Genomic DNA, 24,372 nt, shown 5'->3' with positions numbered 1-24,372 from the left:
AGAGTAAAGACGGCAAGGGGTAGAAAATTATCTTCAACAAGGTGGCTACATCGTCATTTGAATGATCAGTATGTGCGAAAAACTAGCAAGGATGGTTATAGGTCACGCTCAGCATATAAGCTGGTAGAAATGGATAATAAATTTAAATTATTCCAAGAAGGGCAAAAAATTATTGATCTTGGTGCTTCTCCTGGTGGATGGTCACAAGTTACATCTCAGAAAGGTGCAAATGTAGTTGCTCTTGACGTAAAACCAATGAATGCAATTAATGGAGTAGAGTTTATACAATGCGATATTATCAATGAGCTTGAAATTTTAAGAGAAAAATTCAAGGATCAAAAATTTGATGTAATTTTATCTGATATGGCCCCCGAATCTTGTGGTTTGAAATCGTTGGATCATATCAGAATTATGCTTTTATGCGAAGCAGCGCTCAATTTTGCAAAGCATTTCTTGAGCCATGGTGGCACGTTTGTAGTAAAAATTTTCCAAGGGGAATCTGATAAAGATTTTTGTAACGAGCTAAAAAAAATGTTTAAAACAGTAAAATACTTTAAACCAAAGTCAAGTAGATCTGAATCTACAGAAATGTATTTGGTAAGTTTAGGCTTTATTGGCAGGAGAGTAGACCGGCAGAACTTCCCCACCAGTCCCTTGCAAAACCTTACTATTACCCACAAATAAAGACATGGTATTGTATTTACTCAAATAATTTAATTTTATTAACCTGAAAGCTTATTGGATTAAAATTATTAAATTAAGAGTTATAATTTTAGCAACTAAAAGGGGAGTGTTAAATAAACTGTGTCAAACCGAAAAAAAAGTAATAAATTGATATAAAAAAATGGAGGTTTGACAATGAGTCAGAAAGTAGTAAACAGAACTACCGGTTTGGTAGATTATAAAGAATTAGAAACAAATATCCTGTCGTCTATACGAGAAGGAAGACCGTTGACAGGAAGAGATGGAGCATTAACACCGTTTATAAAAAAGTTGCTGGAGGTAAGCCTGGGTGCGCCAAGAAGTGCTTGGAGAACAGTTGGTGAAAATCCAACACAAACAAAGTCTAGCCAACAGTTTGGAACAGACCACTATGTTGCATGAGGTAACGAGTGTAATAGAGCTAGTGGGATGGACAATGCAGGGTACAACGAAAGTGAAGGGATTGAGTTCCGAAATACCTGAAGACATAGAGGTCGACATTTTCATGGCCATGGAAGACAGCATGAAGGATAACGTAAAGGCAAGTTATCACTCACTCTATCGGGATCTGAGACCGTGCCATGTATTGAAATGGACTTCAAGTGAACTTGGGAGATCCTATGCATTCCTACAAAGGTACGCTGGAACAAGTCAACAAAGGCAAGAACTAGCGGAAGATGCAGGGGAAGTCGGACTGATTGATAGTACTCAGAATGTGGGAAAGCCACGTACAAGGGGAAGCGATCAGCAATATAGTAACTGGAATAGGGATTGCTAGGCCAATACAACGGAGGTTGGAATAACATGCAAAATAAACTAAACCAGATAGCAGTAAGAGCAAAGCAAGATAAGCGACTAAAATTCACATCGTTAGTCCATCTGATAAATACAGAGAATCTTGCGAGATGTTATAAAGAACTGAAGCGTAACAAGGCTTGTGGAGTAGACCAGATAACAGTGGAATCATACGGAGAAAATCTGAATGAGAAACTCGAAGTGCTAGTAGAAAGTATGAAGAGGAAGCAATATCAACCACAACCAGTAAAGAGGGTATATATACCGAAAGCTGGAAGTAAAGAGAAACGCGGACTCGGAATACCATCGACCGAGGATAAATTAGTACAGATTATGCTGAAGAAGATATTAGAAAATATTTACGAGGCAAACTTTCTGGACAGCTCATATGGATTTCGACCTGGAAGAAACTGTCATCAAGCGGTAAATGCACTAGATAAAGCAGTTATGTACAAGCCAATAAACTACATTGTAGAAGTGGATATCAAGAAGTTCTACGATAATATACAGCATAAATGGCTAATGAGATGTCTAAGGGAACGAATAACTGACCCAAATTTGCTGTGGTTAGTAAAGCGGTTTCTCAAGGCAGGGATAGTCGAAGCTGGAAATTATGAAGCAACAAAACAAGGTACACCCCAAGGTGGTATAGTAAGTCCTGTATTAGCAAATATATACTTACATTATGTGTTGGATTTATGGATAGAAAAGAAATTTAAACCAAGATCCAGAGGATATATACAACTAATAAGGTTTTGCGACGATTTTGTGGTTTGTTGCGAAAGTAAGGTAGACGCGGAAGAATTTCTGGAATTACTGAAACAAAGGCTAAATAAATTTGGGTTGGAAGTATCTGAAAACAAGACCAGAGTAGTAAAGTTTGGCAAGAGGGAGTGGCAACAAGCGATAAGAGAGAAACGAAGGACGGAAAGTTTCAATTTTCTGGGGTTTACGCACTATGGTGCAAAAAGTCGTCGTGGTAGATTAATAATGGGACATAAAACCTCAAAGTTAAATCTAGCCAGAAAACTAAAAGAAATCAAGGAGTGGTTGAAAATAGTCCGCGGAAGTATTCGACTTAAAGATTGGTGGCAAGTACTGAAGGCTAAATTAACAGGACACTATAACTACTTTGGTATTAGCGGAAATTATTGGTGTTTGAAACAATTTTACACATCAGTAAGAAAGCTAGCATTTAAATGGATAAATCGGCGTAGTCAGAAAAAGAGTATGACCTGGGAACAGTTTGTACACTACGTAGAAGTAAATCCATTACCAAAGCCAAAAATACATTTTTCTTTATATGCATAAGAGGGACGACTGTGAAAACTAATATTGATGAGCCGTGTGCGGGAAATCTGCAAGCACGGTTCTTTAGGGGGAGTTGTAGTAATAAAACTCAAACGAGAGGAGTAAAGCTACAGCTTCTACCGAACAAGGTGAAATAGAAAACCACTTGTCGGCTAAAAGCGAAGAGAATAATCGAAGAAATGGGAGAAATGCAAAAACTTTACGTACAAGTGCAGAGCTATTAACACCAAGAGATAGAGAAGGAAGTTTCGAACCACAAATAGTCAAAAAAAGGCAAACAAACTTACATCCAGAGCTTGAAACGAAGATTTTGAGCACATTTGCCAGTGGTATGGGCTATAGAGATATAGTGTCACATGTTGAGGAAATTTATGATCACAAAATATCGGCGGCAGAGATATCAAGTATTACTGACAAATTGCTACCAGTAATCAACGAATGGCGTAGTCGCCCGCTGCAGTCTGTATATCCGATAGTTTTCATGGATGGCATGTTTTTTAAAGTCAAAGAGGACGGGCATTGCGTAAGTAAATGCATGTATAACATATTAGGCATAGATCAAAATGGCAAAAAAGAAGTATTAGGTTTTTATTTGGCTGAAAGTGAAGGAGCTAACTTCTGGTTGGGAGTGTTAAATGACCTCAAAGAAAGAGGAGTAGAAGATATCCTTATTGCCTGCGTTGATGGGCTAAAAAGCTTTCCTGCAGCTATAAACAGTGTCTTTCCTAATGCGGAAGTGCAGATGTGTATAGTGCATCAGATACGCAACTCACTGAAGTATGTGGCCAGTAAAGATGCGAAGAGTTTTTTGAGCGATTTAAAGAAGGTATATCAAGCTTCAAGCAAGGAAATTGCCGAGAATTATCTGTTGGAATTGGATGAAAAATGGGGCACAAAGTACCCTATGGTTATAAAATCTTGGCAGAATAATTGGGAAAACTTGTCTGGTTATTTTAAGTATTCTGGTCCAGTTAGGAGGATAATCTACACCACCAATCCCATAGAGGGGCTACATAGGCAAATTAGGAAATTCACTAAGACCAAAGGCTCATTTACCAGCATAAATGCCTTGTATAAGCAGGTATATTGTGCTATAAAGAAGGCAGAGGAAAAGTGGACGATGCCTGTACATGATTGGGCATTAACTATCTCTCAACTTGATGTTTTCTTTCCTGGCAGATTGAAAATTGAGTCGAACTAAAAATGCGGTTTGACACAGTTTATTTAACACTCCCGTTTGTTAAGGTAATTGTTCACAGGTTTAGTTGATGGCTGCTTGCTTTTTCTTCAAACACGTCCCAAAGATCTTTTTCTAGCGATATATTATACAATTTATTGATATGAACTACTCCCGTGGGTGAAGTTGTGTTAATTTCGAGCAGGAAGTCATCTATAATATCAATACCAACAAATATTAGCCCTCTTTTCTTTAATTCAGGACCAATTTTGTTACATATTTCATTGTCCCTATCGTTCATTTGAGCGGGCTCAAAACTTGCTCCTAGCCGCACATTTGTCCTAATCTCTCCACTAATCTTTGGAACTCGTTTCATTACACCAATTGGTTGACCATAAAGTAGCAATATTCTTTTATCTTTATCTATGTTTTTACAAAATGATTGCGCAATTACAGGACATTCATATTTTGCTATCATGAGATCCACTACTACTTGAATACTATTCTCGTCTTGTATTCTTATCACATCGTTTCCTCCATAACTATACAATGGCTTCAGAATAATATCTTTATAGTTGCGGTAAAAATCTCTAATCATTGATATATTTTCAGTAATCAAAGTCGGCGGAATTAACTCTGGAAATAATGAAGTTATCAATTTTTCAGGACAATTTCTTATTTCTGTTGGATTGTTAATTACCAATGCGCTAGTTTTTTCTAAGATATATGTTGTTGTAATATAACGCATATCAAAGGGTGGATCCTGTCTGATAAATACGATGTTCATTTCATTCAAGTTGATTGCCATATCTTCTTTAGAAATGAATCCACAATTATCAACTGTAACTTTCTGGGCTAAAGCAATTGGATGGTTTAGCTTTAGTGCTAAATTGTTAGGAGCATAGACAAAAACCTCATGCCCCCTCCTTTGTGCTTCCTTTATTAGCACGAATGTAGTGTCAGTTTCAAAATTTATATTTTCATCCATCTGAAAGGCAACTTTCATTTATGTTCTCTACCTATTATCACAATTGTACAAATGTTATAATTTGAAAGCGATTTTTGCCTAATGGCGTAACTTACTGTACCTATATCGTACATAACTCACAACTTGTTTTACTCCCTTTACTTTTCTTGCAATTGATATTACAGCTTTTAATTCCGCTTTATTTTGGGCTATGCCCATCAAATAAACAACTCTATCAACCGTATTAACGCTATAATTAATTGATTTAATATTTCTTTTCCCCAGAAGTCTTGTTCTTATTTCCGCTGTTATCATGCCATCTACAGTAGTGTCTAGCATGGAAGCCATTTGAATTGGTATTACTCTTATTTCATTTATCACTTCTTTAATTTCTTTTTGCTGCCAAGCTATTTTTTCTGCTGTAAGTTGTTTTTCAGGAGTGTCAACACTTCCAATGAGCAATACTCTTCCTTCACTTACTTTAACCTTTATGGATGAAAATAGTCCATGCTTTAAGAGTCCCTTATTAATTCTGATGACCATAGTCGTATCATCAATGATATTTCCCAAGGATTTATCCTGCATTGTTATTGCTGTTGCTGTCGCCACCACACCACCTATTATAAGGGTTGTGCAACCACTTTGTGTAATCAAAAAAATTGCGAGTAAGAAGCTTGTTATTAATCTCATTATTGATTTTCAGGGTTTAGAGCTTTCATTAAGAAATGTTAATAAGCTTTTTTGATTGTGTAAATACCATAAATTAAGTAAGACTTTAAACCTTGAATATTTTTAATGGAATATCTATAATAGGGTACTGAAAATTTCTTGCGGATATGGCGGAATTGGTAGACGTGCCAGGTTTAGGTCCTGGTGAGCTTGCTCGTGGGGGTTCAAGTCCCTCTATCCGCACTTTAAAGTCATGTAACTTAGGTTTTAAGGGAAAATTTATAATCACTAAATACACTTTTGTTTGTATAAAAACCTGTTCTTAAGGATTGTGTTTAACTTAAATTCTGGTAAAATGACTCTATTAAGATATGAATTAAAATATTAATAAATGAATTGTGATGTCTAATAATATACCTCAAAATACAGTCGAAGTAAGTAGCGTATATACCTACAAAGAGCTTAGTATAGATAAACTAAAGCATGAGTATGAAATCACAGTTAGTAGTGATTATATAAAACAAAAGGTAGATTCCAGGTTGCAGGAGATAGCAGAAAATGCAAAATTACCTGGATTTAGGGCTGGAAAGATGCCCTATGACCTTGTTGTTGCAAATTATAAAAACGAAGCTTTGGAATATGTGATAAATAATACAATTGATTATTGCTCAAGTGATTTGATGAAAAAAATTGAAGTCAAGTCTCACATTTATCCTAAGGTTGATGTTATATCATTACCAGATCTGGGCAAAGAAAATGAGGAGGGCAATTTTGTATACAAGCTATCTTTTGAGTCGATGCCTGAAGTACCGGCGATAGATCTTGACAAAATAAACTTAAAGAAAATTGAGGCAAAGATTGAAGAGGAAGATATAAAAGAATTTATTGATTCTATCAAAACAAAATTCCCCAATTTTGCCTCTGTTGATGATGCTTCTTATCAAGCGAAAGATGGGGATAAATTGATAATTGATTTTGAAGGGCGGATTAGGAATAAGCTCTTTCAAGGTGGAAGTAGCAAAAATTTTGCCGTTAATTTAGGGTCTGGCACATTTATTAATGGTTTTGAAGATCAATTAACTGGTATGAAAAAGGGAGAAACAAAGGACTTTAAGTTGAAATTTCCTGAAAATTACCAAGCCATTTCCCTTGCAGGACAGGAAGCTGATTTTTCTGTGCGAGTTAATGAGATTCAAATTGCCAAAGATTTTGAAAATGATGATGAAATAGCTAAGAGTATTGGTTTTAAAGATTATTCTTTGCTAATAAATCATGCAAAAAAAATGATTGGTGATCAGTGTACCGAAATGAGAAATCTCTTAATTAAAAAGGAGCTGTTTGATTATTTGGATGCTAATTATAGTTTTGATTTACCCACAGACATAGTAAAACAGGAGCAACAAAGAATGGAAGGAGAACTGGGTGCTCAAAATGATTCTCGTAAAGAAGCTGAAAAACGTGTAAAGCTTGCTATGTTATTTATGAAATTTAGTGCAGAACATAAAATATCATTAACTCAAAATGATGTTTTGAATGTTATTGTAAATCAATATGTCAGTAAGGATGTACCGTTTGACAGAGTACTTAAGCATTTTGAATCAAATAAACAATTTCAAGAATTAGTTAGAGGGCAAGCGCTTGAGTATAAAGTGACAGATTATATAATAGAAAAAGTTAGTAAAGAAGAGCAGATTATTTCTGTGAAAGAATTAAAGGAATTGTTTGGTAATATTTAATAGGAAAAGGTATGACTCTTATACCAATTGTAGTTGAACAAACTAGTCGCGGTGAGCGCGCTTATGACATATATTCAAGACTAGTGAAAGAAAGAATAATTTTCGTAACAGGTCCTATTGAGGACAACATGGCTAGCGTAATAGTAGCACAGCTTTTATTTTTAGAATCGGAAAATCCCGATAAAGACATTTGTATGTACATCAACTCACCAGGTGGTGTTGTAACTGCTGGTTTGTCGATCTACGATACAATGCAGTATATAAACCCAGACGTTTCAACTTTATGTATAGGTCAAGCTGCATCTATGGGTTCTTTATTGCTTGCAGCTGGTACAAAAGGTAAGCGCTACTCTCTACCTCATTCAAGAATTATGATACATCAGCCATCTGGTGGTTATCATGGTCAAGCAACTGATATAGAAATACATGCTAATGAGATTTTGCGGGTTAAGAAAAAACTAAATCAAATTTATGAAAAACATACTGGAAATTCACTGAAGAAAATTGAAGGAATGATGGAAAGAGATAAGTTCATGGATCCTGAAGAAGCAAGGAAAATTGGCTTAATTGACAAGGTGATAGCTGAGCGTACAGATATTGAAATTGAAAATACTAAAATTAAACAAAAGGTGGGTTAATGGATAACAATAATGATTTACACTACTGTTCTTTTTGCAACAAGGCGCAAGATGAAGTAGATAAATTGATTACTAACTCTTCGGATGGTTTAAAGGTGTTTATTTGTAATGAGTGCATAGAATTATCCCATAAAGCAATAAGTCAAAAGAAAGATAGATCTTTTAATTCAGATCGTATATCTGATATGAAGCTATTACTAAAGAAACCTGAGGATATAAAAAATTTTCTTAGCAAGCATGTTGTAGGTCAAGAACATGCGCAACATGTCTTATCTGTAGCTATGTATAACCATTGTCAATCCATGGCACAATTTCATGCTATAAGTGATATTGAAATCGAGAAGTCAAATATAATGCTTATTGGTCCCACTGGTTCTGGTAAGACTTTGCTGGCCAAAACACTTGCTAAAGTTTCAGATGTGCCATTTGCTATGGCTGATGCGACAACTTTAACTGAGGCAGGTTATGTGGGTGATGATGTAGAAAGCGTGTTGTCGCGTTTATTACAAGCTGCAAATTATGACGTTGCAAAAGCACAGCGTGGTATAGTGTTTATAGATGAAATAGACAAGATCACAAGAAAATCTGAAAGCACTTCAATAACCCGTGACGTTTCAGGTGAGGGGGTCCAGCAAGCTCTGCTTAAGATTATGGAGGGTACAGTTGCTTATGTTCCGCCACAAGGAGGGCGAAAACATCCACAACAAGAGTTTATACAAGTGGATACTAGTAACATACTGTTTATTTGTGGAGGAGCTTTTGAAGGCCTCGATAAAATTATTGAAGCGAGAAAAAAGGGAACATCAGTTGGCTTTGGAGCAGATATAAGTCAGTCTAAAGAGCAAAAGAAAAAAAATGCTTTACATGATGTTCAACCTGAAGATTTAATCAAATTCGGTTTAATACCCGAATTTGTAGGGCGGGTTCCAATAACTGCTGTTTTAGATGAGCTGGATCATGAAGATTTAATACATGTTTTGACAGAACCAAGAAATGCGCTAATAAAACAGTACAAAGCATTGCTTGCGTTTAGCAAAGTAAACCTTGAGTTTTCAGATGAAGCAATATCAGCTATTGCTAAAAAGGCTATAAGTTATAAAACAGGTGCAAGAATGTTACGTGCTATTTTAGAGTCACTTTTGCTTGACATTATGTATACATCTGGAAACGGAGGCTTTGAAGGTAGCACTATAGTAATCACTAAGAAAATGGTAGAGTTAGGAAAAGCAACGGTTAATCATAATAATAATGGCAATGTTATAACGGTTAATGATTAATTTGAGGCATATATTATGAACATTGAACGTGCTGTGAGCTCTGGTTTTGCTGCATTGTCAGTATTACCTTTAAGAGATGTAGTAATTTTTCCAAATATAATGGTGCCTTTATTCATAGGCAGAGAAAAATCTGTTAATGCACTAGAGTATGCAATAAGTAGTAGTAGTCACCAAAATGAGATTTTTCTTGTAGCACAGAAAGATGGCTCTGTTGATAATCCAGAGCCAGAAGATCTTTATGAAGTAGGTGTGTTAGCAAACATTATACAACCATTAATAAAATTGCCTGACAATGCAGTAAAAGTTATAATCCGGGGGATAAGAAGGGGAAGAGTTGTAGAATATATTAGCTCTCATACTTTATTACAAGCCAGGGTAGAGTTAGACAATCATTATAAAGAAGATGAAGACAATATTGACTTAGAAGCTTTAAGGCGATCTGTTATAGACGCGTTCGATAGCTGGTGTAAGCTAAACAAGAAAAATCAGCCTGAAGTTGCCATTAACCCCATTGATCAAATCAAAGAAGTTGATCAACTTGTAGACACGGTAGCTTCACATTTAAATATAAAAGTATCGGATAAACAAAGCATACTTGAGGCTTATGACCCAAAAGAGCGTTTAAAAAAAGCTTTTGCTTTTATTGAGAGAGAAATAAGTATTTTGAACACACAAAACCGTTTATATAAGACAATTAAATCGCAAGTTGAAAGCACTCAGAAAGTTTACTACCTTAACGAGCAATTGAAAGCTATACAGAAAGAATTAGGCGAATTTGAGAATGGTGATGAAGGGAATATACTCAATGAATTTGAAAAAAAGATAAATGAAACAAAGCTTTCTCAGGAAGCAAGAGAGAAAGCTATAACTGATTTGAAGAGATACAAGAAAATGAATCCCATTTCTCCTGAAGCTACAGTTATATCTAGTTACTTGCATTGGTTACTTGATTTGCCGTGGGGAAAGTACAAAGATGCAAAAATTAACTTAAATGCAGCTAAAAAAATCTTAGATGAAAATCATTATGGCATAGAGAAAGTAAAAGATAGAATAATAGAATTTTTAGCAGTATTAAAAAGAGTAAAAGAGATAAAAGGTCCTATACTTTGCTTAGTTGGACCGCCAGGTGTTGGTAAAACTTCTTTAGCTAAGTCTATGGCAAGAGCAGTAGGAAGAGATTTTGTTCGCATAGCTCTTGGTGGTGTGCGTGATGAGTCCGAGATACGAGGGCATAGGAAAACTTATATTGGCTCAATGCCTGGTAAAATCATTCAACACATGAAAAAAGCTAATTCATGCAACCCGCTTTTTCTGCTTGATGAAATAGATAAGATGGGTTCTGATTCGCGTGGCGATCCTGCATCTGCATTACTTGAGGTTTTAGATACTGAGCACAATAAACACTTTACGGATCATTACTTGGAAGTTGAGTTTGATCTTTCAAGTGTAATGTTTGTAGCTACGGCAAACAGCTTAAATTTGCCACATCCTTTGCGTGATAGGATGGAAATTATACAATTGTCCGGGTATACTGAAGATGAAAAAATCAGTATTGCTACACACCACCTTATTCCGAAGTTAAAGAAGGAGCATGGTTTGTATCAGAAGGAATGGGACATAACTAATGAGGCGTTATACGAGTTGATACGTTTATATACACGTGAAAGTGGTGTGCGGAGTATGGAAAGGGAGCTTGCAAAGCTCATGAGAAAGGCAGTTAAAGAAATATTGACTGATAAAAATAAGAAAATATCCGTAGGAGTTGACAATTTACAAGATTATTTAGGGGTACGTAAATATACCTTTGGTATTGCAGAAAATGAGAGTTTGGTGGGAATAGTAACTGGGCTTGCCTATACTGAAACAGGTGGTGATATTTTGATGATAGAATCAGTCCTAATTCCGGGCAAGGGAGAAATAAAATACACAGGAAAGCTTGGAGAGGTTATGCAAGAATCTATAAAAGCTGCGTATAGTTATATTCGATCAAATTGTTTATTTTTTGGTATAAAGCCCGAAAAATTCCAAAATAATGATATACATTTGCATGTACCTGAGGGTGCTGTACCAAAAGATGGCCCTTCTGCTGGCGGCGCGGTATGTACGTCTATTGTTTCTCTTATGACAAATATACCAGTTAACAAAAATGTTGCTATGACAGGCGAAGTGACATTGCGTGGTAGAGTTTTAGCTATTGGGGGCTTGAGAGAAAAATTGCTTGCAGCGCTCAGAGGATCAATAAAAACTGTGATTATACCAAGTGAAAATGAGAAAGATATGCAAGAGATTCCGGCAAGCATCAAAGAGGGGATCAACGTAGTTTTTGCTAAGAATATTGATGAAGTTATGAAAGTTGCTTTAATGCACCCTACTACTCCAATTGATGGTGATAATAATCAAAATAGTGTGCCTTCCTCTATAGAAAATAAAGATGATACTTTTCCTATGTCGGAAACATTAAAGCATTAGATTAAGAAGATATTATACAATCTCCATTTCTCTTTTATCCGGCAAAAATCCACCAACTTGCGCATTCCATAGGGTTTTATACATTCCGTTTTTATTAAGAAGTTCCTGATGCGTGCCATCTTCCACAATCTTGCCTTGATCAAGAACCAAAATACGATCCATATGCAAAAGTGTAGATAAACGATGGGCAATAACGATAGTTGTAGCATTGCTTGTTTCAAGTACTTCATTTAGTGATTCTTGTATTAACTGTTCTGTTGGAGTATCAAGTGCAGAAGTTGCTTCATCCAGAATTAATATAGGAGCATCTTTTAAAATAGCTCTGGCAATTGCAATACGTTGTCTCTGTCCGCCACTTACTTTAACACCCCTCTCGCCTACAATAGAATGATACCCGTTGGTCATTTGTATAATATTATCATGGACCCTCGCTTTTTTACATGCTTCAACAACTTCATCAAAGCTTGCATCATGTTTAGCAAGCTGTAAATTTTCCAAGATAGTTCTATGAAACATAGTAATATCTTGCGGAATTACTGATATATTTGCCCGCAAAGATTCTTGTGTAACATTGGTGATATTTTGGTCATCGATAAGGATTTGTCCACTTTGCACATCAAAATACCTGAGCAAACACTTAATGATAGTTGTTTTTCCTGCACCAGAAACGCCTACAATGCCGATTCTCTGACCGGATTGAACATGTAAATTGAAATTATGGAGCACATCGGTTTTACTCCCACTATACGGTTCGGTAGAAGCTGTAGCTTTACTCCTCTCGTTTGAGTTTTATTACTACAACTCCCCCTAAAGAACCGTGCTTGCAGATTTCCCGCACACGGCTCATCAATATTAGTTTTCACAGTCGTCCCTCTTATGCATATAAAGAAAAATGTATTTTTGGCTTTGGTAATGGATTTACTTCTACGTAGTGTACAAACTGTTCCCAGGTCATACTCTTTTTCTGACTACGCCGATTTATCCATTTAAATGCTAGCTTTCTTACTGATGTGTAAAATTGTTTCAAACACCAATAATTTCCGCTAATACCAAAGTAGTTATAGTGTCCTGTTAATTTAGCCTTCAGTACTTGCCACCAATCTTTAAGTCGAATACTTCCGCGGACTATTTTCAACCACTCCTTGATTTCTTTTAGTTTTCTGGCTAGATTTAACTTTGAGGTTTTATGTCCCATTATTAATCTACCACGACGACTTTTTGCACCATAGTGCGTAAACCCCAGAAAATTGAAACTTTCCGTCCTTCGTTTCTCTCTTATCGCTTGTTGCCACTCCCTCTTGCCAAACTTTACTACTCTGGTCTTGTTTTCAGATACTTCCAACCCAAATTTATTTAGCCTTTGTTTCAGTAATTCCAGAAATTCTTCCGCGTCTACCTTACTTTCGCAACAAACCACAAAATCGTCGCAAAACCTTATTAGTTGTATATATCCTCTGGATCTTGGTTTAAATTTCTTTTCTATCCATAAATCCAACACATAATGTAAGTATATATTTGCTAATACAGGACTTACTATACCACCTTGGGGTGTACCTTGTTTTGTTGCTTCATAATTTCCAGCTTCGACTATCCCTGCCTTGAGAAACCGCTTTACTAACCACAGCAAATTTGGGTCAGTTATTCGTTCCCTTAGACATCTCATTAGCCATTTATGCTGTATATTATCGTAGAACTTCTTGATATCCACTTCTACAATGTAGTTTATTGGCTTGTACATAACTGCTTTATCTAGTGCATTTACCGCTTGATGACAGTTTCTTCCAGGTCGAAATCCATATGAGCTGTCCAGAAAGTTTGCCTCGTAAATATTTTCTAATATCTTCTTCAGCATAATCTGTACTAATTTATCCTCGGTCGATGGTATTCCGAGTCCGCGTTTCTCTTTACTTCCAGCTTTCGGTATATATACCCTCTTTACTGGTTGTGGTTGATATTGCTTCCTCTTCATACTTTCTACTAGCACTTCGAGTTTCTCATTCAGATTTTCTCCGTATGATTCCACTGTTATCTGGTCTACTCCACAAGCCTTGTTACGCTTCAGTTCTTTATAACATCTCGCAAGATTCTCTGTATTTATCAGATGGACTAACGATGTGAATTTTAGTCGCTTATCTTGCTTTGCTCTTACTGCTATCTGGTTTAGTTTATTTTGCATGTTATTCCAACCTCCGTTGTATTGGCCTAGCAATCCCTATTCCAGTTACTATATTGCTGATCGCTTCCCCTTGTACGTGGCTTTCCCACATTCTGAGTACTATCAATCAGTCCGACTTCCCCTGCATCTTCCGCTAGTTCTTGCCTTTGTTGACTTGTTCCAGCGTACCTTTGTAGGAATGCATAGGATCTCCCAAGTTCACTTGAAGTCCATTTCAATACATGGCACGGTCTCAGATCCCGATAGAGTGAGTGATAACTTGCCTTTACGTTATCCTTCATGCTGTCTTCCATGGCCATGAAAATGTCGACCTCTATGTCTTCAGGTATTTCGGAACTCAATCCCTTCACTTTCGTTGTACCCTGCATTGTCCATCCCACTAGCTCTATTACACTCGTTACCTCATGCAACATAGTGGTCTGTTCCAAACTGTTGGCTAGACTTTGTTTGTGTTGGATTTTCACCAACTGTTCTCCAAGCACTTCTTGGCGCACCAAAGCATACGCTCTCAAATTTAACTTCACCACGCACATTTGTAAGAAGCCCTGCATTTGGCATATCCTCGATGTCATAATCACGATTAATAAATGAAAATGACGCTTTCATTGATGCGATTCCTGGGTTTATACTAAATAACAGATTTTTTAAAAAATCATCCAGCTCTCCATGTACATTAAACCCCAGTTGCGGATTAGCCAACGAAGTAAAGCTTAGAAATGCAGGGCTTTTTCGGCTGCATGGAATATGAAACAAGCGTAGAAAAAATGTGTACCAAAAAATTTATCGGTGATCTGTGGCGAGTATGCTCAATCTCAAATTTGTTTTTCAGAGAGCCAAAAACTGTCTCAATAATCGATCTTTTTCTTAACAAAATCTTCTCATTTAGCGCCATTAATGAGTTTTTCATACCCTTTTTTATACTGGTTACAAGCTTTAACCCTCTATCGAATAATTCGTGAAAAAGATCTTTTTTGATATATCCTTTATCTCCAAACAATAATCCAGTCAATTTCTGAGTTAATTTTGGCACAGGTTTTCTATCATCAACGTTGCCTTTTGTCACCGTAACCCCTTGAATTTCGCCAGTTTCGTTGATTACTAGATGTAGTTTAAAACCGAAAAACCACCCATAGGTAGTCTTTCCAATCTTTGCCAACCCTTTGAAAACTTTGTTTCTTGAGGTCCTTTTTGGATGGCAAACAGCGATAGATGTTGCATCTATGTACGAAATCCCTGTCACTTTTGACTGTTCGCAAAACCATTGCATTAAGAGCGCTAAATACCATAAAACCCGCGATTTTAGCCTAATAAACCTACTATAGGATGGCAATTTTGGAAACGCTGATTCGTATAATAATTTCAAATAATGCACATAGAAAATTTTAAAATTGTCGCACTTGATATAGCAATATTATGGTAAAAATCTCTGAATGCGTAATCTCTGGCGTCCTGGTTGGTTTTTTGCCACTTGGTAGAAGTTTTTCTGCAAAATTTTTGTCAACTGAATTGCAAAAATCGTCGATCAGGCAAAATAATTCTGTTATATTTTTATTGTTCGGTAGAAGCTGTAGCTTTACTCCTCTCGTTTGAGTTTTATTACTACAACTCCCCCTAAAGAACCGTGCTTGCAGATTTCCCGCACACGGCTCATCAATATTAGTTTTCACAGTCGTCCCTCTTATGCATATAAAGAAAAATGTATTTTTGGCTTTGGTAATGGATTTACTTCTACGTAGTGTACAAACTGTTCCCAGGTCATACTCTTTTTCTGACTACGCCGATTTATCCATTTAAATGCTAGCTTTCTTACTGATGTGTAAAATTGTTTCAAACACCAATAATTTCCGCTAATACCAAAGTATAGTATTTCCCAAAGTAAATGATAAAGGTATAATAAGGTATTTGGGTTATAATGGCGTATAGTGTGGATTTAAGAGAAAAGGCAATATCGATGATAGGAAAAGGGAAGAAGAAGGTTGAGGTGGCAGAGCTTCTGGAGATAGGAATAGCAACTTTGTACCGCTGGTTAAAAAAGAAAGCTGCTGGTGAAAGCCTCAAGCCATCTAAAAACGGCAGCTTTATTCGAAAAATAGACCCAAAAATACTCGAAGAATATGTTACAAAGAATCCAGATCATACTCTGGCAGAGATGAAACAAAATCTTGGATTTGGAATAAATTCAATTTGGTATAGACTAAAACAGCTAAAAATTACTTTAAAAAAAAGTCACACTATATCAAGAGCGCAATCAAGAAGATAGGCAGCAGTTTATTGATAAAATCTCAAAAATAGACCATTCCAGCATCTTATATATAGATGAAGCAGGAGTTGATAATAAATTATACCGAGAATATGGACGTGCTCCAAGAGGAAAGAAAATTTATGCAGATATTCCAGGGAGAACTCGAGAGAGAATCAGTATAGTAGCCGGGTGGATTGGAATGAGATTTATTGCACCAATGACTTTCAAAGGTGGGTGTGACAAAGAGGTATTCAATATATGGTTGGAGAAGATGTTATTACCTAAATTGCCACTTGGCACAACCATAGTTATGGATAATGCTACATTTCATAAGACCACTAAAACAAAATCATTAATAGAGTCTTTTGGCTGTCATGTGCTGTATCTTCCAACATATTCACCAGATTTGAATCCCATAGAACACTGTTGGCATACCATCAAAAGCCGCCTCAGACCTCTAATGTATAAATGTACAGACTTACAACTTTTGGTTGGTAATACCATAATGGAAATTTATCATTCATTTTAGAAAATACTATAGTTGTCACTCTCTAATCCTGCAAATTGGCGTACTATACTGTCTTAAACGACTTATAAGCGCGTTTCAGCTTATATAGGTAAAAACCCAGAAATGTTGTGAAGACATAAGGTGCACATAGTGCAAAAAATTAAAAATAAGACGCCAACTACGTTGTTTTCTTGCTGTTTAATCTGCACAGATGAAGATAACTGAATACCTTCAGTTTCATGATAAGGGGGCTGGTGAAGGGTGTCAAGGGATTTTTATGGCCTAGCGTCACGCACTAGAATGACATCATTTACGATGTAACATTTATTACTTTTGCAGATACAATTTACATGCTATAATTGAATCTTCATAGTTGGTAAATTGGAGTGCAAAGAAGTAAAATTAAAGTAGAAATAAAAAGATTATCACACGGAGAAGACTTGTCTCTTCCATGTTATGCAACTACGCAGAGTGCTGGTATGGATCTTTATGCTGCATTGAATGACTCTGCTGTTTTAAATCCACTTGAGAGATTACTTGTTCCAACTGGAATTGTGATTGCAATACCAAACGGTTTTGAGGGGCAAATCCGCCCACGTTCTGGTCTTGCTGCAAAACATGGAATCACTGTCTTAAATTCTCCGGGCACTATAGACTCTGATTATCGAGGTGAGGTTAAAATTTGCCTGATTAATCTAAGTAATCAGTCGTATGAGATAAAAAGAGGAGATAGAATTGCACAAATCCTTATTTCTCCTGTATCTCAGGTAATTTGGGATGACAGAGAAGAATTCTGCACAGAAGAAACCGGTCGCAATGCAGGGGGCTTTGGCTCAAGTGGCAGGTAACTTACGAGAAAGCTTGACTATGGTGTCATCCCAGTGCTTGACACTGGGATCCAGGAATTTTACTAAGTTGGTAAGCATAAAAGCAGCCGTTTTATGTTAAAATACAACGTTTTGATGATTATGAAAAGGCTGGATTCCAGACTGGAATGACACCACCTGCCACGCAAATTGCAATGTTCATACAGCTATGTGTCAGCTACTCGGATGACACCCTGTGTTTGCTGGCTATAATTGCTAAGGATTTTTATTTAATTTAACTGCATCTTTTGCCTTGTCCAATAACCCATTAATAAAACCAATTTCGCTTGGTTTATCAAGTAAATCAGATGCAATGTTAGTATATTCATTAATGACAACTGGAACTGGCGTATCACAATTAGCTAACTCACATATTGCAACACGCAAAATAGATAAGCTTATAAGATTTAACCGTGAAAGGGACCAGCTTGGGTGTAAGTAAGACTCTATTATTTTATCATATTCTTCACTGTTTTTTATAACCTTATATAACAAGTTTTCTAAGAACTGATGGTCAAATTCTTCACATTCAAATATATCTCTCAACTTACTTATGTAGTCCTTAAGCTCATAATTTTCCAAATTAAAAGTGCTTTTGTTGTAACCTACGAAAATATTTGAATAAGCAACTTGTACAGCAAGAAATCTTGCCGTGCTTCTTTTTATGCGCCACTTTTTATCTACTGGTTTTTCCTCCATTATTTTAATTTATTGTATAAATCTATCATACGCAAAACAGTTGAGGCTGCATGGCCACCAACGTTCTTTTTGTTTTTGTCAGCTCTAACTAGTGCTTTATCTTTGCTGTCAGCGGTAATTATGCCCATACCAAGGGGCATTGCATAATGCATAATAACTTCATTTAAACCTTCGATTACCCCTTTACAAACGTATTGATAATGATCAGTTTCACCGCGAATCACGCACCCAAGAGCTAAATAACCGTCATAATTAGCATTCTTGCTTTTGACTGCAAAAAGAATTGTAGCTGGTATCTCGAATGCACCAGGAACTTCAATTATGTCATAGCTTACATGACTTTCTTTTAATCTATCGACTGCACCTTCAAGCAAAAGGTTTGCTATTTCAGCATAATAAATTGAATTAACTATTAGTATTTTCGACATTCACTACCACTTTTTTCGTTAAAAACAACTTTATTAATGATTGTTGAATTAGAGTTATAATATTACTAAATATCCAATATATTACCAAGCCGGCAGGAAAAGAAGAAAAAATAAAGACAGAAATGTAAGGTAAAAACTTCATAACATTTACTTGAATGTCATCTTTGCTTTTCTCACTTAGCTTCTGCTGGATTATCATAGTAATACCAAAAATTATAGGCAAAATGCCTATAGAAATAGGGAAATTGTAGTTAAACAACCCAAATAATGTAAAAATGTTCGTTGGGTCAGGAGCTGAAAGATCCTTAATCCATAAAAAAAAAGGAGCATGCCTCATCTCTATAGTAACAAACAATACTTTATATAGAGCAAAAAATACCGGTATTTGTATTAGCATGGGAAAAATGCTCGACATTGGGTTTACATTGTTTCTCTTGAACAACGCAATTGTCTCTTTGTGCTGCTTTAAGCTGTCATTTTTATACAACTCTTTTATACGAGTTAATTCAGGCTGCAGGCTTTTCACCTTGAACATCGAAATATATGATCTATTAGATAAGGGAAGCATCAAAAGTTTGATTACTAAAGTCAGCAATAATATTGCTAAGCCAAAATTTTTTAAAACGAAGTTAAAATATTCAAGCAGTAAAAACACTGGCTTGGTTATAAAATAAAGAACACCAAAATCTACAGCTTTATCAAACAAAGGTATATTGAGAGTATCCTTATAAGAATCCAGTAAATTCAACTTTTTTGCTCCAGCAAAAAAATAATTCACATTAGAAACACTTGCGCCAGGAAGTATGCTCTTATAAGGTTTGACAAAATCTACTTGAAATTTATCAATATCATTAGCGTTAGTATGCTTAATGCTTACATTTATTTTATCGGATTTCTCAGGTATGATGGCTGTAAGCCAGTATTTATCAGCAAAACCAAACCAATTTTTTTCACTCGTGCTTGCTTTTATTAAATGTTTTTTGGAAATATCCTTATATGTCCACTCCTCTAGTTTATTATCAAATGCACCCAGTACTCCTTCATGGGATATCCAATAAGATTCGTTGATATTGTCACGTTTACGGTTAATTCTACCATAAGGAACCAAAACTACATTATCTTTTGTATTGTTTTCAATAATTTGCTCAACTTTAAACATGTAGTTATCGTCAAGGCTAATTTTCATTCTAAATAAAATGCCATTTTCATTATCCCAAAATAAATTGACCTCTTTTTGATTGAATTTATCTGCCTGCCAGACTGCCTTAGAATCTGGAACTTTAATCTTGTTATTCGGATCGAGCCACCCAAATTCTGCGAAATATACATCTTTTGATTCTGCAGGTGACAGTAACACCACCTGTGGAGAAGAAGAATTCGGTTCTAAGTGGTAATTAGTTAAAATTAAGTCATCAAACCTTGCACCTTTCAGAGAAATTGATCCTTTAATCATGTTATTGATTAAACTAACCCTCTGTTCTCGAGTAGAATTAATAATTTCAGAACGATTTTGGTGTATTATAGGATCAAGGTCGTTAAAAGATTCGATATGTTCAATCAATGGCTGATTTTGGTTTGCACTAAAAAAATTATCATAAATAATACGCCAAAATACCATGATTAACATGGAAAGGATAGCTGCCAAAATTAAACTTTTTGCTTCTGACATGAAATTAAATCAAACATATCTTCTTAAAGTGTATATTAAATATTGTACTAAAACAATGAAATTTACTTATTTTTAATAATAACTTTTAACGCTAATCTTAAAAATTTATTGTAATGGCTTCAAATTTTAACGATAAACTGCTCTTTTTAACCCAAGTAGCTAACACTGATTCTTTTTTTCTAGATTCCAGTGTCACGTGCACAATTGTACAAACGTTTGTTTTCGAAGACAGTGTGTTAGCCGGTTTTACCTCAAGTACAAAAGTGTCATCCCAGCGCTTGACACTGGGATCCAGCAAAATTGATTGTGCACTATACAACATTTTCGATGAAATTATCAGAAAACTGGATTCCAGTGTCAAGCACTGGAATGACATCAGGAAGTGCGTTATTAACTTTTTGCTCAAATAATGATTATGCAAGAGGTCTGATATGAACGCGGTGAAAAATCTAGTTATCTGGTTACTAATAATAGCCGCTACTGCAATGCTTATTGATTCACAAAGGGACAAATTAAGCGACAGATTTCTCAGTACTTTTTTACCATATAAAGGAAGAATTCAAAATAGTGGTCAGAATAGTGGAAGTATCGAATTTACGAAGTCATATGATGGACACTTTTATATTCAGGCTCAAGTCAATGATCGCAATATAACGTTTTTGCTTGATACCGGAGCAACCGATATTGTTCTATCACAAAAAGACGCATTACATGTTGGTATCAACTTACAAAATGTTCAGGATTTTAAAATATATGAAACTGCGAAAGGTCAAATAAAAGCTGGAGTGGTTCAAATACCTCAAGTTAAAATAGGAAACTTTTTGATTAATGATGTACAGGCAAGCGTTAACACTCATTCTATGTCTCATTCACTACTTGGAATGAGCTTTTTAAGGTATTTTCATTTCACTATAAGAGATAATAAGTTGATATTATACCGCGACTAAACACTTCTATAATCTACTTATCAAAGCTCTGTAGGTTAATATAGGAGCAGAAATAAATATTGCAGAACAAGTGCCAATCAAAATACCAAAAAAAATGATCAAGCTGAAGTCTTTCACTGCATCTGTGCAGATTAATGCCAAAGGAAGAGCAGCAAGAAGGGTTGTACCCGAGGTTAATATAGTGCGAAATAATGTAGCGTTGATACTTGCATCTACTATCTCACTCATCCGCCCACTTTTACCACTCTTGCAATACTCTCGAATCCGATCGTATATAATTACTGAGTTATTGATTGAATAACCAATGACAGTGAGGAGAGCTGCAACTGATGAAATATTAAACTCAATGCCAGTTAGGCTAATAAAACCAACAGTTAAAATCACGTCATGAATCAGTGCTGTTATTCCACTGAATCCACATTGCCAATTAAATCTAAACCAAACGTAAAAAAATATTCCAACAATCGCGATCAACATGGATAACATTCCTTCAAATATTTGTGTTGAGCTTATTTGTGGGCCAACATAGTCTATTTTACGATAGCTTATTGAGCTCCCCAGCTTTTCTTCTAGTATGCTTTTTATCTTTTTGATTTTATTTTCATCTCCTTCATCTTTAAAACGCATGACTAAATTGTCACCCGCTTTTGAACTCTGCACTGTAAAACCATTTCCTTTTAATGCATCGAGAATAGAGTGATTCTCATCTGAAGATTTTATCTCTATCAAAATTCCGCCTGCAAAGTCTATGCCTAAGTTCACTCCACGCAGCACAACAATGAGCATTGAAAAGATGATAAGAATAATGCTAATTAATGCAGTCAAATCCCTATATTTACTAAACTTGATATTGAGGTTATCTGGAATGAGTCTAACTGCCATGTTTTTTATCTGAAGTAATCACTTGGATTTTATATACTTTTTAAAAAATTCACTAGTTTATTCTGTGATTAGTCTCGTTCGTCCACTAAAAGAAAAAGCGGCAAGGAGCGAGCCAAAAGCGATGAGGAAGGATCCAAACCAGATTATAGACATTCCAGGTTTATAGTACACTTTGGCTGCGATTTTGCTCTTACTCTTATCAATCTCTCCAATTACAACATAAATATCAGAAAATAAATTGTGGTAGATACTGCTTTCAACATTTTTCTGACCTTCCACAAGGTAAAATCTACATTCAGGGGTTATCTCACCTAATATCTTGTTATTCAACAAATTCCTGATATCCATTGTTCCTCTCACTGCATGGAAATTTTCCTTTTTTATCAATTCAATATTTCGTAAAGTAACTTTAAATTTATTGACTGTTATGCTATCTCCAATTTTTAGGTAATCTTCTTTTTTCTCCTGCCAACCAACTGAATAAGCTATACCAAGCACTAGAATTGCCACTCCAGCATGAGCAAGCATCATTGCATAGTAGGATTTAGAAACTCTTCTTGCTAATAAAATTGATTCACCAAATGCTACCTTAAATAAACAAATTCTTTTACTATATGCTTCTAAAATAAAGACTAATAATGCTATGGAGATGGTAATTGATAGCACAATTATTAGCTCCGTGTGAAAGATAAACGGCAAAGTAGCTGCAGCACTACAAAATGAAAATCTATATTCACGGAATATTGGCAATAGACTATTTCCCTGCCAACTACAGTATTGCCCTATCATGGTGAGCACTAGAATAGTGAGTGCAATAGGATTAAATAAGGAATTGTAATATGGTGCTCCAACTGAAATTAATTCACCAGTTAAATACTCAAGCACTGTAGGGTATAAAGTGCCAATGAACACGATGAAAAAGGCAGTGATGAATAATAAATTGTTCATCAGCATCATCGTAAAGCGTGAAAAGAATCTTCTACCCTCTGTCACTTGAGTAGCAAGTTTCTTTCTGGATTTTAGTGTCAAGCATTGGAATGACATCGCAGATGTGTGATTCTTTCTCGTAAACACTACAAATATTACTAAGCTACTGACTGTCATTACACCAAGTAGAGCTAATATATACAGTCCATACCTTGGGTCATCTGCAAACGTGTGCACTGAGGTAAGTATTCCTGAGCGAACTAGAAATGTTCCAGTCACACTCAAGATAAAAGTTGTAAGCGTAAGTAAAATAGCAAAATTCCTTAAAATATTGAAATTTCGCACCACGAGCAACAAATGTGTCAGCGCTACTGCAATCAGCCACGGCATCAAAGAAACGTTTTCCACTGGATCCCAAAACCAAAATCCACCCCACCCAAGTTCGCGATATGCCCACCAGCTACCTAAGCTTATACCCAAAGTAAGTAGCGACCAAGAAATAAGTACCCAGGGCCTAACAATTTTAGCCCAAACATTTCCTTCAGTATTTGCAATTAATCCAGCTATAGAGAGCGAGAAAGGAACACTAAATCCAAGGTACCCCAAATATAATATTGGTGGGTGAATAGCAAGACCTATATCTTGCAATATCGGATTAAAACCCAATCCATCTGTTTCAATGCTTGGCATTTTAGTGAAGGGGCTGGATTCAAGTAAAGTGAACAGTAAAAAACAAAAGCAAATCAGCCCATGAGTGATTAGAGAGATTTTTTTAAAAGCTAGTTCTGCAGCGCGTGACGCTGGAATCTGTGTATTTTTTTCTGGATCCCAGTGTCTGGGCACTGGGATGACAGAAGGTATATAAATATCCATTAGTAATAAATACATGGTGAGCACTAAGGTCCAAAGCAACATAGAACCTTCTTTATTTCCCCAAACTCCACAAATCTTATAGATCAAAGGTTTTGTTGTGTGTGAGTGGTAATATACGTTTTCGAGTGAGAAATCATTTGTAATGTGGCAGTAAATCAAAATAGCCATTGATGTTGATACACAAAAAAATATGGCAGTGGTAATAAACCGACAAGAACTGAGCGGTAAAAACAAATATGTCAAAGACAATAAGCAGGCTACCAATAGCAATATATTCCCAAGTTCAGGCATAAATTATAGTTGTTTATATAAATAATATTACTAATAACGAGTTGGAAGTTAAAGTTTTAATACAGGAGTATAAATTATCAGGTTTAATTGAGATCTTCTATTGATGCTAGAATTTACATCTGA

At 35.8% G+C, this 24,372-nt stretch carries 25 protein-coding genes, 1 tRNA gene and 4 pseudogenes; 15 read left to right on the top strand and 15 right to left on the bottom strand.

The window, feature by feature from the left end:
- The first annotated feature begins 57 nt into the window (after positions 1-57).
- The 6 genes and pseudogenes from ACQH1X_RS06710 to ACQH1X_RS06685 form a co-directional block, all read left to right on the top strand.
- Positions 58-684 carry an RlmE family RNA methyltransferase gene (locus ACQH1X_RS06710; protein WP_425386072.1) on the top strand — a complete coding sequence of 209 codons (627 nt, stop codon included), beginning with the start codon at positions 58-60 and terminating at the stop codon, positions 682-684.
- Positions 685-858: 174 nt separating this feature from the next.
- Positions 859-1,011 (top strand): annotated as a pseudogene (locus ACQH1X_RS06705) (IS256 family transposase); the annotation flags it as partial.
- A gap of 82 nt (positions 1,012-1,093) precedes the next feature.
- Positions 1,094-1,480 (top strand): hypothetical protein, encoded by a 387-nt coding sequence (locus ACQH1X_RS06700; protein WP_246433168.1) that lies wholly within the window; start codon positions 1,094-1,096, stop codon positions 1,478-1,480.
- A gap of 26 nt (positions 1,481-1,506) precedes the next feature.
- Positions 1,507-2,808 (top strand): group II intron reverse transcriptase/maturase, encoded by a 1,302-nt coding sequence (gene ltrA / locus ACQH1X_RS06695; protein ID WP_425385808.1) that lies wholly within the window; start codon positions 1,507-1,509, stop codon positions 2,806-2,808.
- Positions 2,809-2,819: 11 nt separating this feature from the next.
- The gene (locus tag ACQH1X_RS06690; protein ID WP_425385885.1) at positions 2,820-2,945 is read left to right on the top strand and encodes a hypothetical protein; all 126 of its coding nucleotides are present in this window, start codon (positions 2,820-2,822) and stop codon (positions 2,943-2,945) included.
- A pseudogene (locus ACQH1X_RS06685) lies at positions 2,933-4,009 on the top strand (IS256 family transposase); the annotation flags it as partial. The gene ACQH1X_RS06690 and the pseudogene ACQH1X_RS06685, both read left to right, overlap by 13 nt.
- Before the next feature lie 52 nt (positions 4,010-4,061).
- Here the strand turns inward: ACQH1X_RS06685 and gshB are convergent.
- Complete coding sequence (gene gshB, locus ACQH1X_RS06680; RefSeq protein WP_425386071.1) at positions 4,062-4,991, bottom strand: glutathione synthase; 930 nt, start codon at positions 4,989-4,991, stop codon at positions 4,062-4,064.
- Positions 4,992-5,051: 60 nt separating this feature from the next.
- Complete coding sequence (locus ACQH1X_RS06675) at positions 5,052-5,642, bottom strand: BON domain-containing protein (protein WP_096615995.1); 591 nt, start codon at positions 5,640-5,642, stop codon at positions 5,052-5,054.
- 140 nt (positions 5,643-5,782) lie between these two features.
- Between ACQH1X_RS06675 and ACQH1X_RS06670 the strand changes: the two genes are divergently transcribed.
- From ACQH1X_RS06670 to lon, 5 genes are all read left to right on the top strand, one after another.
- A tRNA-Leu gene (locus ACQH1X_RS06670) sits at positions 5,783-5,864 on the top strand.
- Positions 5,865-6,022: 158 nt separating this feature from the next.
- On the top strand, positions 6,023-7,357 hold the full coding sequence (tig, locus tag ACQH1X_RS06665) for a trigger factor (protein ID WP_265026637.1): 1,335 nt from the start codon (positions 6,023-6,025) through the stop codon (positions 7,355-7,357).
- Positions 7,358-7,368: 11 nt separating this feature from the next.
- The gene (gene clpP / locus ACQH1X_RS06660) at positions 7,369-7,995 is read left to right on the top strand and encodes an ATP-dependent Clp endopeptidase proteolytic subunit ClpP (RefSeq protein ID WP_425386070.1); all 627 of its coding nucleotides are present in this window, start codon (positions 7,369-7,371) and stop codon (positions 7,993-7,995) included.
- Positions 7,995-9,272, top strand: a complete 1,278-nt coding sequence (clpX, locus tag ACQH1X_RS06655; RefSeq protein ID WP_265035398.1) for an ATP-dependent Clp protease ATP-binding subunit ClpX — start codon at positions 7,995-7,997, stop codon at positions 9,270-9,272. Before clpP ends, clpX begins: the two co-directional genes overlap by 1 nt.
- Positions 9,273-9,287: 15 nt before the next feature.
- Positions 9,288-11,741 (top strand): endopeptidase La, encoded by a 2,454-nt coding sequence (gene lon, locus ACQH1X_RS06650; RefSeq protein ID WP_425386069.1) that lies wholly within the window; start codon positions 9,288-9,290, stop codon positions 11,739-11,741.
- A gap of 12 nt (positions 11,742-11,753) precedes the next feature.
- Here the strand turns inward: lon and ACQH1X_RS06645 are convergent.
- From ACQH1X_RS06645 to ACQH1X_RS06615, 7 genes and pseudogenes are all read right to left on the bottom strand, one after another.
- Positions 11,754-12,434, bottom strand: a pseudogene (locus tag ACQH1X_RS06645) (ABC transporter ATP-binding protein); the annotation flags it as partial.
- Positions 12,413-12,604, bottom strand: a complete 192-nt coding sequence (locus tag ACQH1X_RS06640) for a hypothetical protein (protein WP_425386068.1) — start codon at positions 12,602-12,604, stop codon at positions 12,413-12,415. The pseudogene ACQH1X_RS06645 and the gene ACQH1X_RS06640, both read right to left, overlap by 22 nt.
- Positions 12,605-12,615: 11 nt before the next feature.
- Positions 12,616-13,917: a group II intron reverse transcriptase/maturase gene (ltrA, locus tag ACQH1X_RS06635; RefSeq protein ID WP_425385808.1), complete on the bottom strand. Its 1,302-nt coding sequence runs from the start codon at positions 13,915-13,917 to the stop codon at positions 12,616-12,618.
- A gap of 26 nt (positions 13,918-13,943) precedes the next feature.
- Entirely contained in the window at positions 13,944-14,330 is a 387-nt protein-coding gene (locus ACQH1X_RS06630) for a hypothetical protein (RefSeq protein ID WP_246433168.1), read from the bottom strand.
- Positions 14,320-14,616, bottom strand: a complete 297-nt coding sequence (locus ACQH1X_RS06625) for a hypothetical protein (protein WP_425386067.1) — start codon at positions 14,614-14,616, stop codon at positions 14,320-14,322. Before ACQH1X_RS06625 ends, ACQH1X_RS06630 begins: the two co-directional genes overlap by 11 nt.
- A pseudogene (locus ACQH1X_RS06620) lies at positions 14,609-15,461 on the bottom strand (IS982 family transposase). The gene ACQH1X_RS06625 and the pseudogene ACQH1X_RS06620 overlap by 8 nt, the downstream one beginning before the upstream one ends.
- A gap of 134 nt (positions 15,462-15,595) precedes the next feature.
- Positions 15,596-15,748 carry a hypothetical protein gene (locus tag ACQH1X_RS06615; RefSeq protein WP_425386066.1) on the bottom strand — a complete coding sequence of 51 codons (153 nt, stop codon included), beginning with the start codon at positions 15,746-15,748 and terminating at the stop codon, positions 15,596-15,598.
- Positions 15,749-15,829: 81 nt separating this feature from the next.
- On the opposite strand from ACQH1X_RS06615, the gene ACQH1X_RS06610 reads away from it, so the two are divergent.
- The 3 genes from ACQH1X_RS06610 to dut all read left to right on the top strand — a co-directional run bounded on the left by ACQH1X_RS06610 (position 15,830) and on the right by dut (position 17,515).
- The gene (locus ACQH1X_RS06610) at positions 15,830-16,177 is read left to right on the top strand and encodes an IS630 transposase-related protein (protein WP_425385784.1); all 348 of its coding nucleotides are present in this window, start codon (positions 15,830-15,832) and stop codon (positions 16,175-16,177) included.
- A gap of 10 nt (positions 16,178-16,187) precedes the next feature.
- A complete protein-coding gene (locus tag ACQH1X_RS06605; protein ID WP_306794344.1) occupies positions 16,188-16,688 on the top strand; it encodes an IS630 family transposase in 501 nt (166 codons plus the stop codon).
- Positions 16,689-17,053: 365 nt separating this feature from the next.
- Complete coding sequence (gene dut / locus ACQH1X_RS06600; protein WP_264688252.1) at positions 17,054-17,515, top strand: dUTP diphosphatase; 462 nt, start codon at positions 17,054-17,056, stop codon at positions 17,513-17,515.
- Between the two features lie 234 nt (positions 17,516-17,749).
- On the opposite strand, the gene nusB is transcribed toward dut, so the two are convergent.
- From nusB to ACQH1X_RS06580, 4 genes are all read right to left on the bottom strand, one after another.
- Positions 17,750-18,232 (bottom strand): transcription antitermination factor NusB, encoded by a 483-nt coding sequence (nusB, locus tag ACQH1X_RS06595; RefSeq protein ID WP_425386065.1) that lies wholly within the window; start codon positions 18,230-18,232, stop codon positions 17,750-17,752.
- Positions 18,232-18,660 (bottom strand): 6,7-dimethyl-8-ribityllumazine synthase, encoded by a 429-nt coding sequence (locus ACQH1X_RS06590; protein ID WP_425386064.1) that lies wholly within the window; start codon positions 18,658-18,660, stop codon positions 18,232-18,234. Before ACQH1X_RS06590 ends, nusB begins: the two co-directional genes overlap by 1 nt.
- Positions 18,638-20,329 carry a membrane protein insertase YidC gene (yidC, locus tag ACQH1X_RS06585; RefSeq protein WP_425386063.1) on the bottom strand — a complete coding sequence of 564 codons (1,692 nt, stop codon included), beginning with the start codon at positions 20,327-20,329 and terminating at the stop codon, positions 18,638-18,640. The genes ACQH1X_RS06590 and yidC overlap by 23 nt, the downstream gene beginning before the upstream one ends.
- A gap of 97 nt (positions 20,330-20,426) precedes the next feature.
- Complete coding sequence (locus ACQH1X_RS06580; protein ID WP_425386062.1) at positions 20,427-20,651, bottom strand: hypothetical protein; 225 nt, start codon at positions 20,649-20,651, stop codon at positions 20,427-20,429.
- 109 nt (positions 20,652-20,760) lie between these two features.
- Here ACQH1X_RS06580 and ACQH1X_RS06575 point away from each other — a divergent pair, with 109 nt between their 5' ends.
- Complete coding sequence (locus ACQH1X_RS06575; protein WP_265035543.1) at positions 20,761-21,276, top strand: TIGR02281 family clan AA aspartic protease; 516 nt, start codon at positions 20,761-20,763, stop codon at positions 21,274-21,276.
- 6 nt (positions 21,277-21,282) lie between these two features.
- Here ACQH1X_RS06575 and secF read toward each other — a convergent pair whose 3' ends face one another.
- Positions 21,283-22,158: a protein translocase subunit SecF gene (gene secF, locus ACQH1X_RS06570; RefSeq protein WP_425386061.1), complete on the bottom strand. Its 876-nt coding sequence runs from the start codon at positions 22,156-22,158 to the stop codon at positions 21,283-21,285.
- Between the two features lie 57 nt (positions 22,159-22,215).
- Positions 22,216-24,249 carry a heme lyase CcmF/NrfE family subunit gene (locus ACQH1X_RS06565; protein WP_425386060.1) on the bottom strand — a complete coding sequence of 678 codons (2,034 nt, stop codon included), beginning with the start codon at positions 24,247-24,249 and terminating at the stop codon, positions 22,216-22,218.
- Positions 24,250-24,372 lie beyond the last annotated feature (123 nt).

The organism is Wolbachia endosymbiont (group A) of Barypeithes pellucidus (genome assembly GCF_964030885.1).
Taxonomy (GTDB): domain Bacteria; phylum Pseudomonadota; class Alphaproteobacteria; order Rickettsiales; family Anaplasmataceae; genus Wolbachia.
Note: the sequence above shows the minus strand (reverse complement) of the source record. Positions and strands in the feature narration are given on the sequence as shown.

What these genes read in the sequence shown, in the direction of transcription:
- ACQH1X_RS06580 (WP_425386062.1), bottom strand. Translation starts at nt 20,651, where the DNA reads ATGTTGTATAGTGCACAATCAATTTTGCTGGATCCCAGTGTCAAGCGC.
- lon (WP_425386069.1), top strand. Translation starts at nt 9,288, where the DNA reads ATGAACATTGAACGTGCTGTGAGCTCTGGTTTTGCTGCATTGTCAGTA.
- ltrA (WP_425385808.1), top strand. Translation starts at nt 1,507, where the DNA reads ATGCAAAATAAACTAAACCAGATAGCAGTAAGAGCAAAGCAAGATAAG.
- tig (WP_265026637.1), top strand. Translation starts at nt 6,023, where the DNA reads ATGTCTAATAATATACCTCAAAATACAGTCGAAGTAAGTAGCGTATAT.
- clpX (WP_265035398.1), top strand. Translation starts at nt 7,995, where the DNA reads ATGGATAACAATAATGATTTACACTACTGTTCTTTTTGCAACAAGGCG.
- gshB (WP_425386071.1), bottom strand. Translation starts at nt 4,991, where the DNA reads ATGAAAGTTGCCTTTCAGATGGATGAAAATATAAATTTTGAAACTGAC.
- ACQH1X_RS06630 (WP_246433168.1), bottom strand. Translation starts at nt 14,330, where the DNA reads ATGTTGCATGAGGTAACGAGTGTAATAGAGCTAGTGGGATGGACAATG.
- ACQH1X_RS06700 (WP_246433168.1), top strand. Translation starts at nt 1,094, where the DNA reads ATGTTGCATGAGGTAACGAGTGTAATAGAGCTAGTGGGATGGACAATG.
- secF (WP_425386061.1), bottom strand. Translation starts at nt 22,158, where the DNA reads ATGGCAGTTAGACTCATTCCAGATAACCTCAATATCAAGTTTAGTAAA.
- ACQH1X_RS06575 (WP_265035543.1), top strand. Translation starts at nt 20,761, where the DNA reads ATGAACGCGGTGAAAAATCTAGTTATCTGGTTACTAATAATAGCCGCT.
- ACQH1X_RS06590 (WP_425386064.1), bottom strand. Translation starts at nt 18,660, where the DNA reads ATGTCGAAAATACTAATAGTTAATTCAATTTATTATGCTGAAATAGCA.
- ACQH1X_RS06610 (WP_425385784.1), top strand. Translation starts at nt 15,830, where the DNA reads ATGGCGTATAGTGTGGATTTAAGAGAAAAGGCAATATCGATGATAGGA.
- yidC (WP_425386063.1), bottom strand. Translation starts at nt 20,329, where the DNA reads ATGTCAGAAGCAAAAAGTTTAATTTTGGCAGCTATCCTTTCCATGTTA.
- ACQH1X_RS06565 (WP_425386060.1), bottom strand. Translation starts at nt 24,249, where the DNA reads ATGCCTGAACTTGGGAATATATTGCTATTGGTAGCCTGCTTATTGTCT.
- ACQH1X_RS06675 (WP_096615995.1), bottom strand. Translation starts at nt 5,642, where the DNA reads ATGAGATTAATAACAAGCTTCTTACTCGCAATTTTTTTGATTACACAA.
- clpP (WP_425386070.1), top strand. Translation starts at nt 7,369, where the DNA reads ATGACTCTTATACCAATTGTAGTTGAACAAACTAGTCGCGGTGAGCGC.
- ltrA (WP_425385808.1), bottom strand. Translation starts at nt 13,917, where the DNA reads ATGCAAAATAAACTAAACCAGATAGCAGTAAGAGCAAAGCAAGATAAG.
- nusB (WP_425386065.1), bottom strand. Translation starts at nt 18,232, where the DNA reads ATGGAGGAAAAACCAGTAGATAAAAAGTGGCGCATAAAAAGAAGCACG.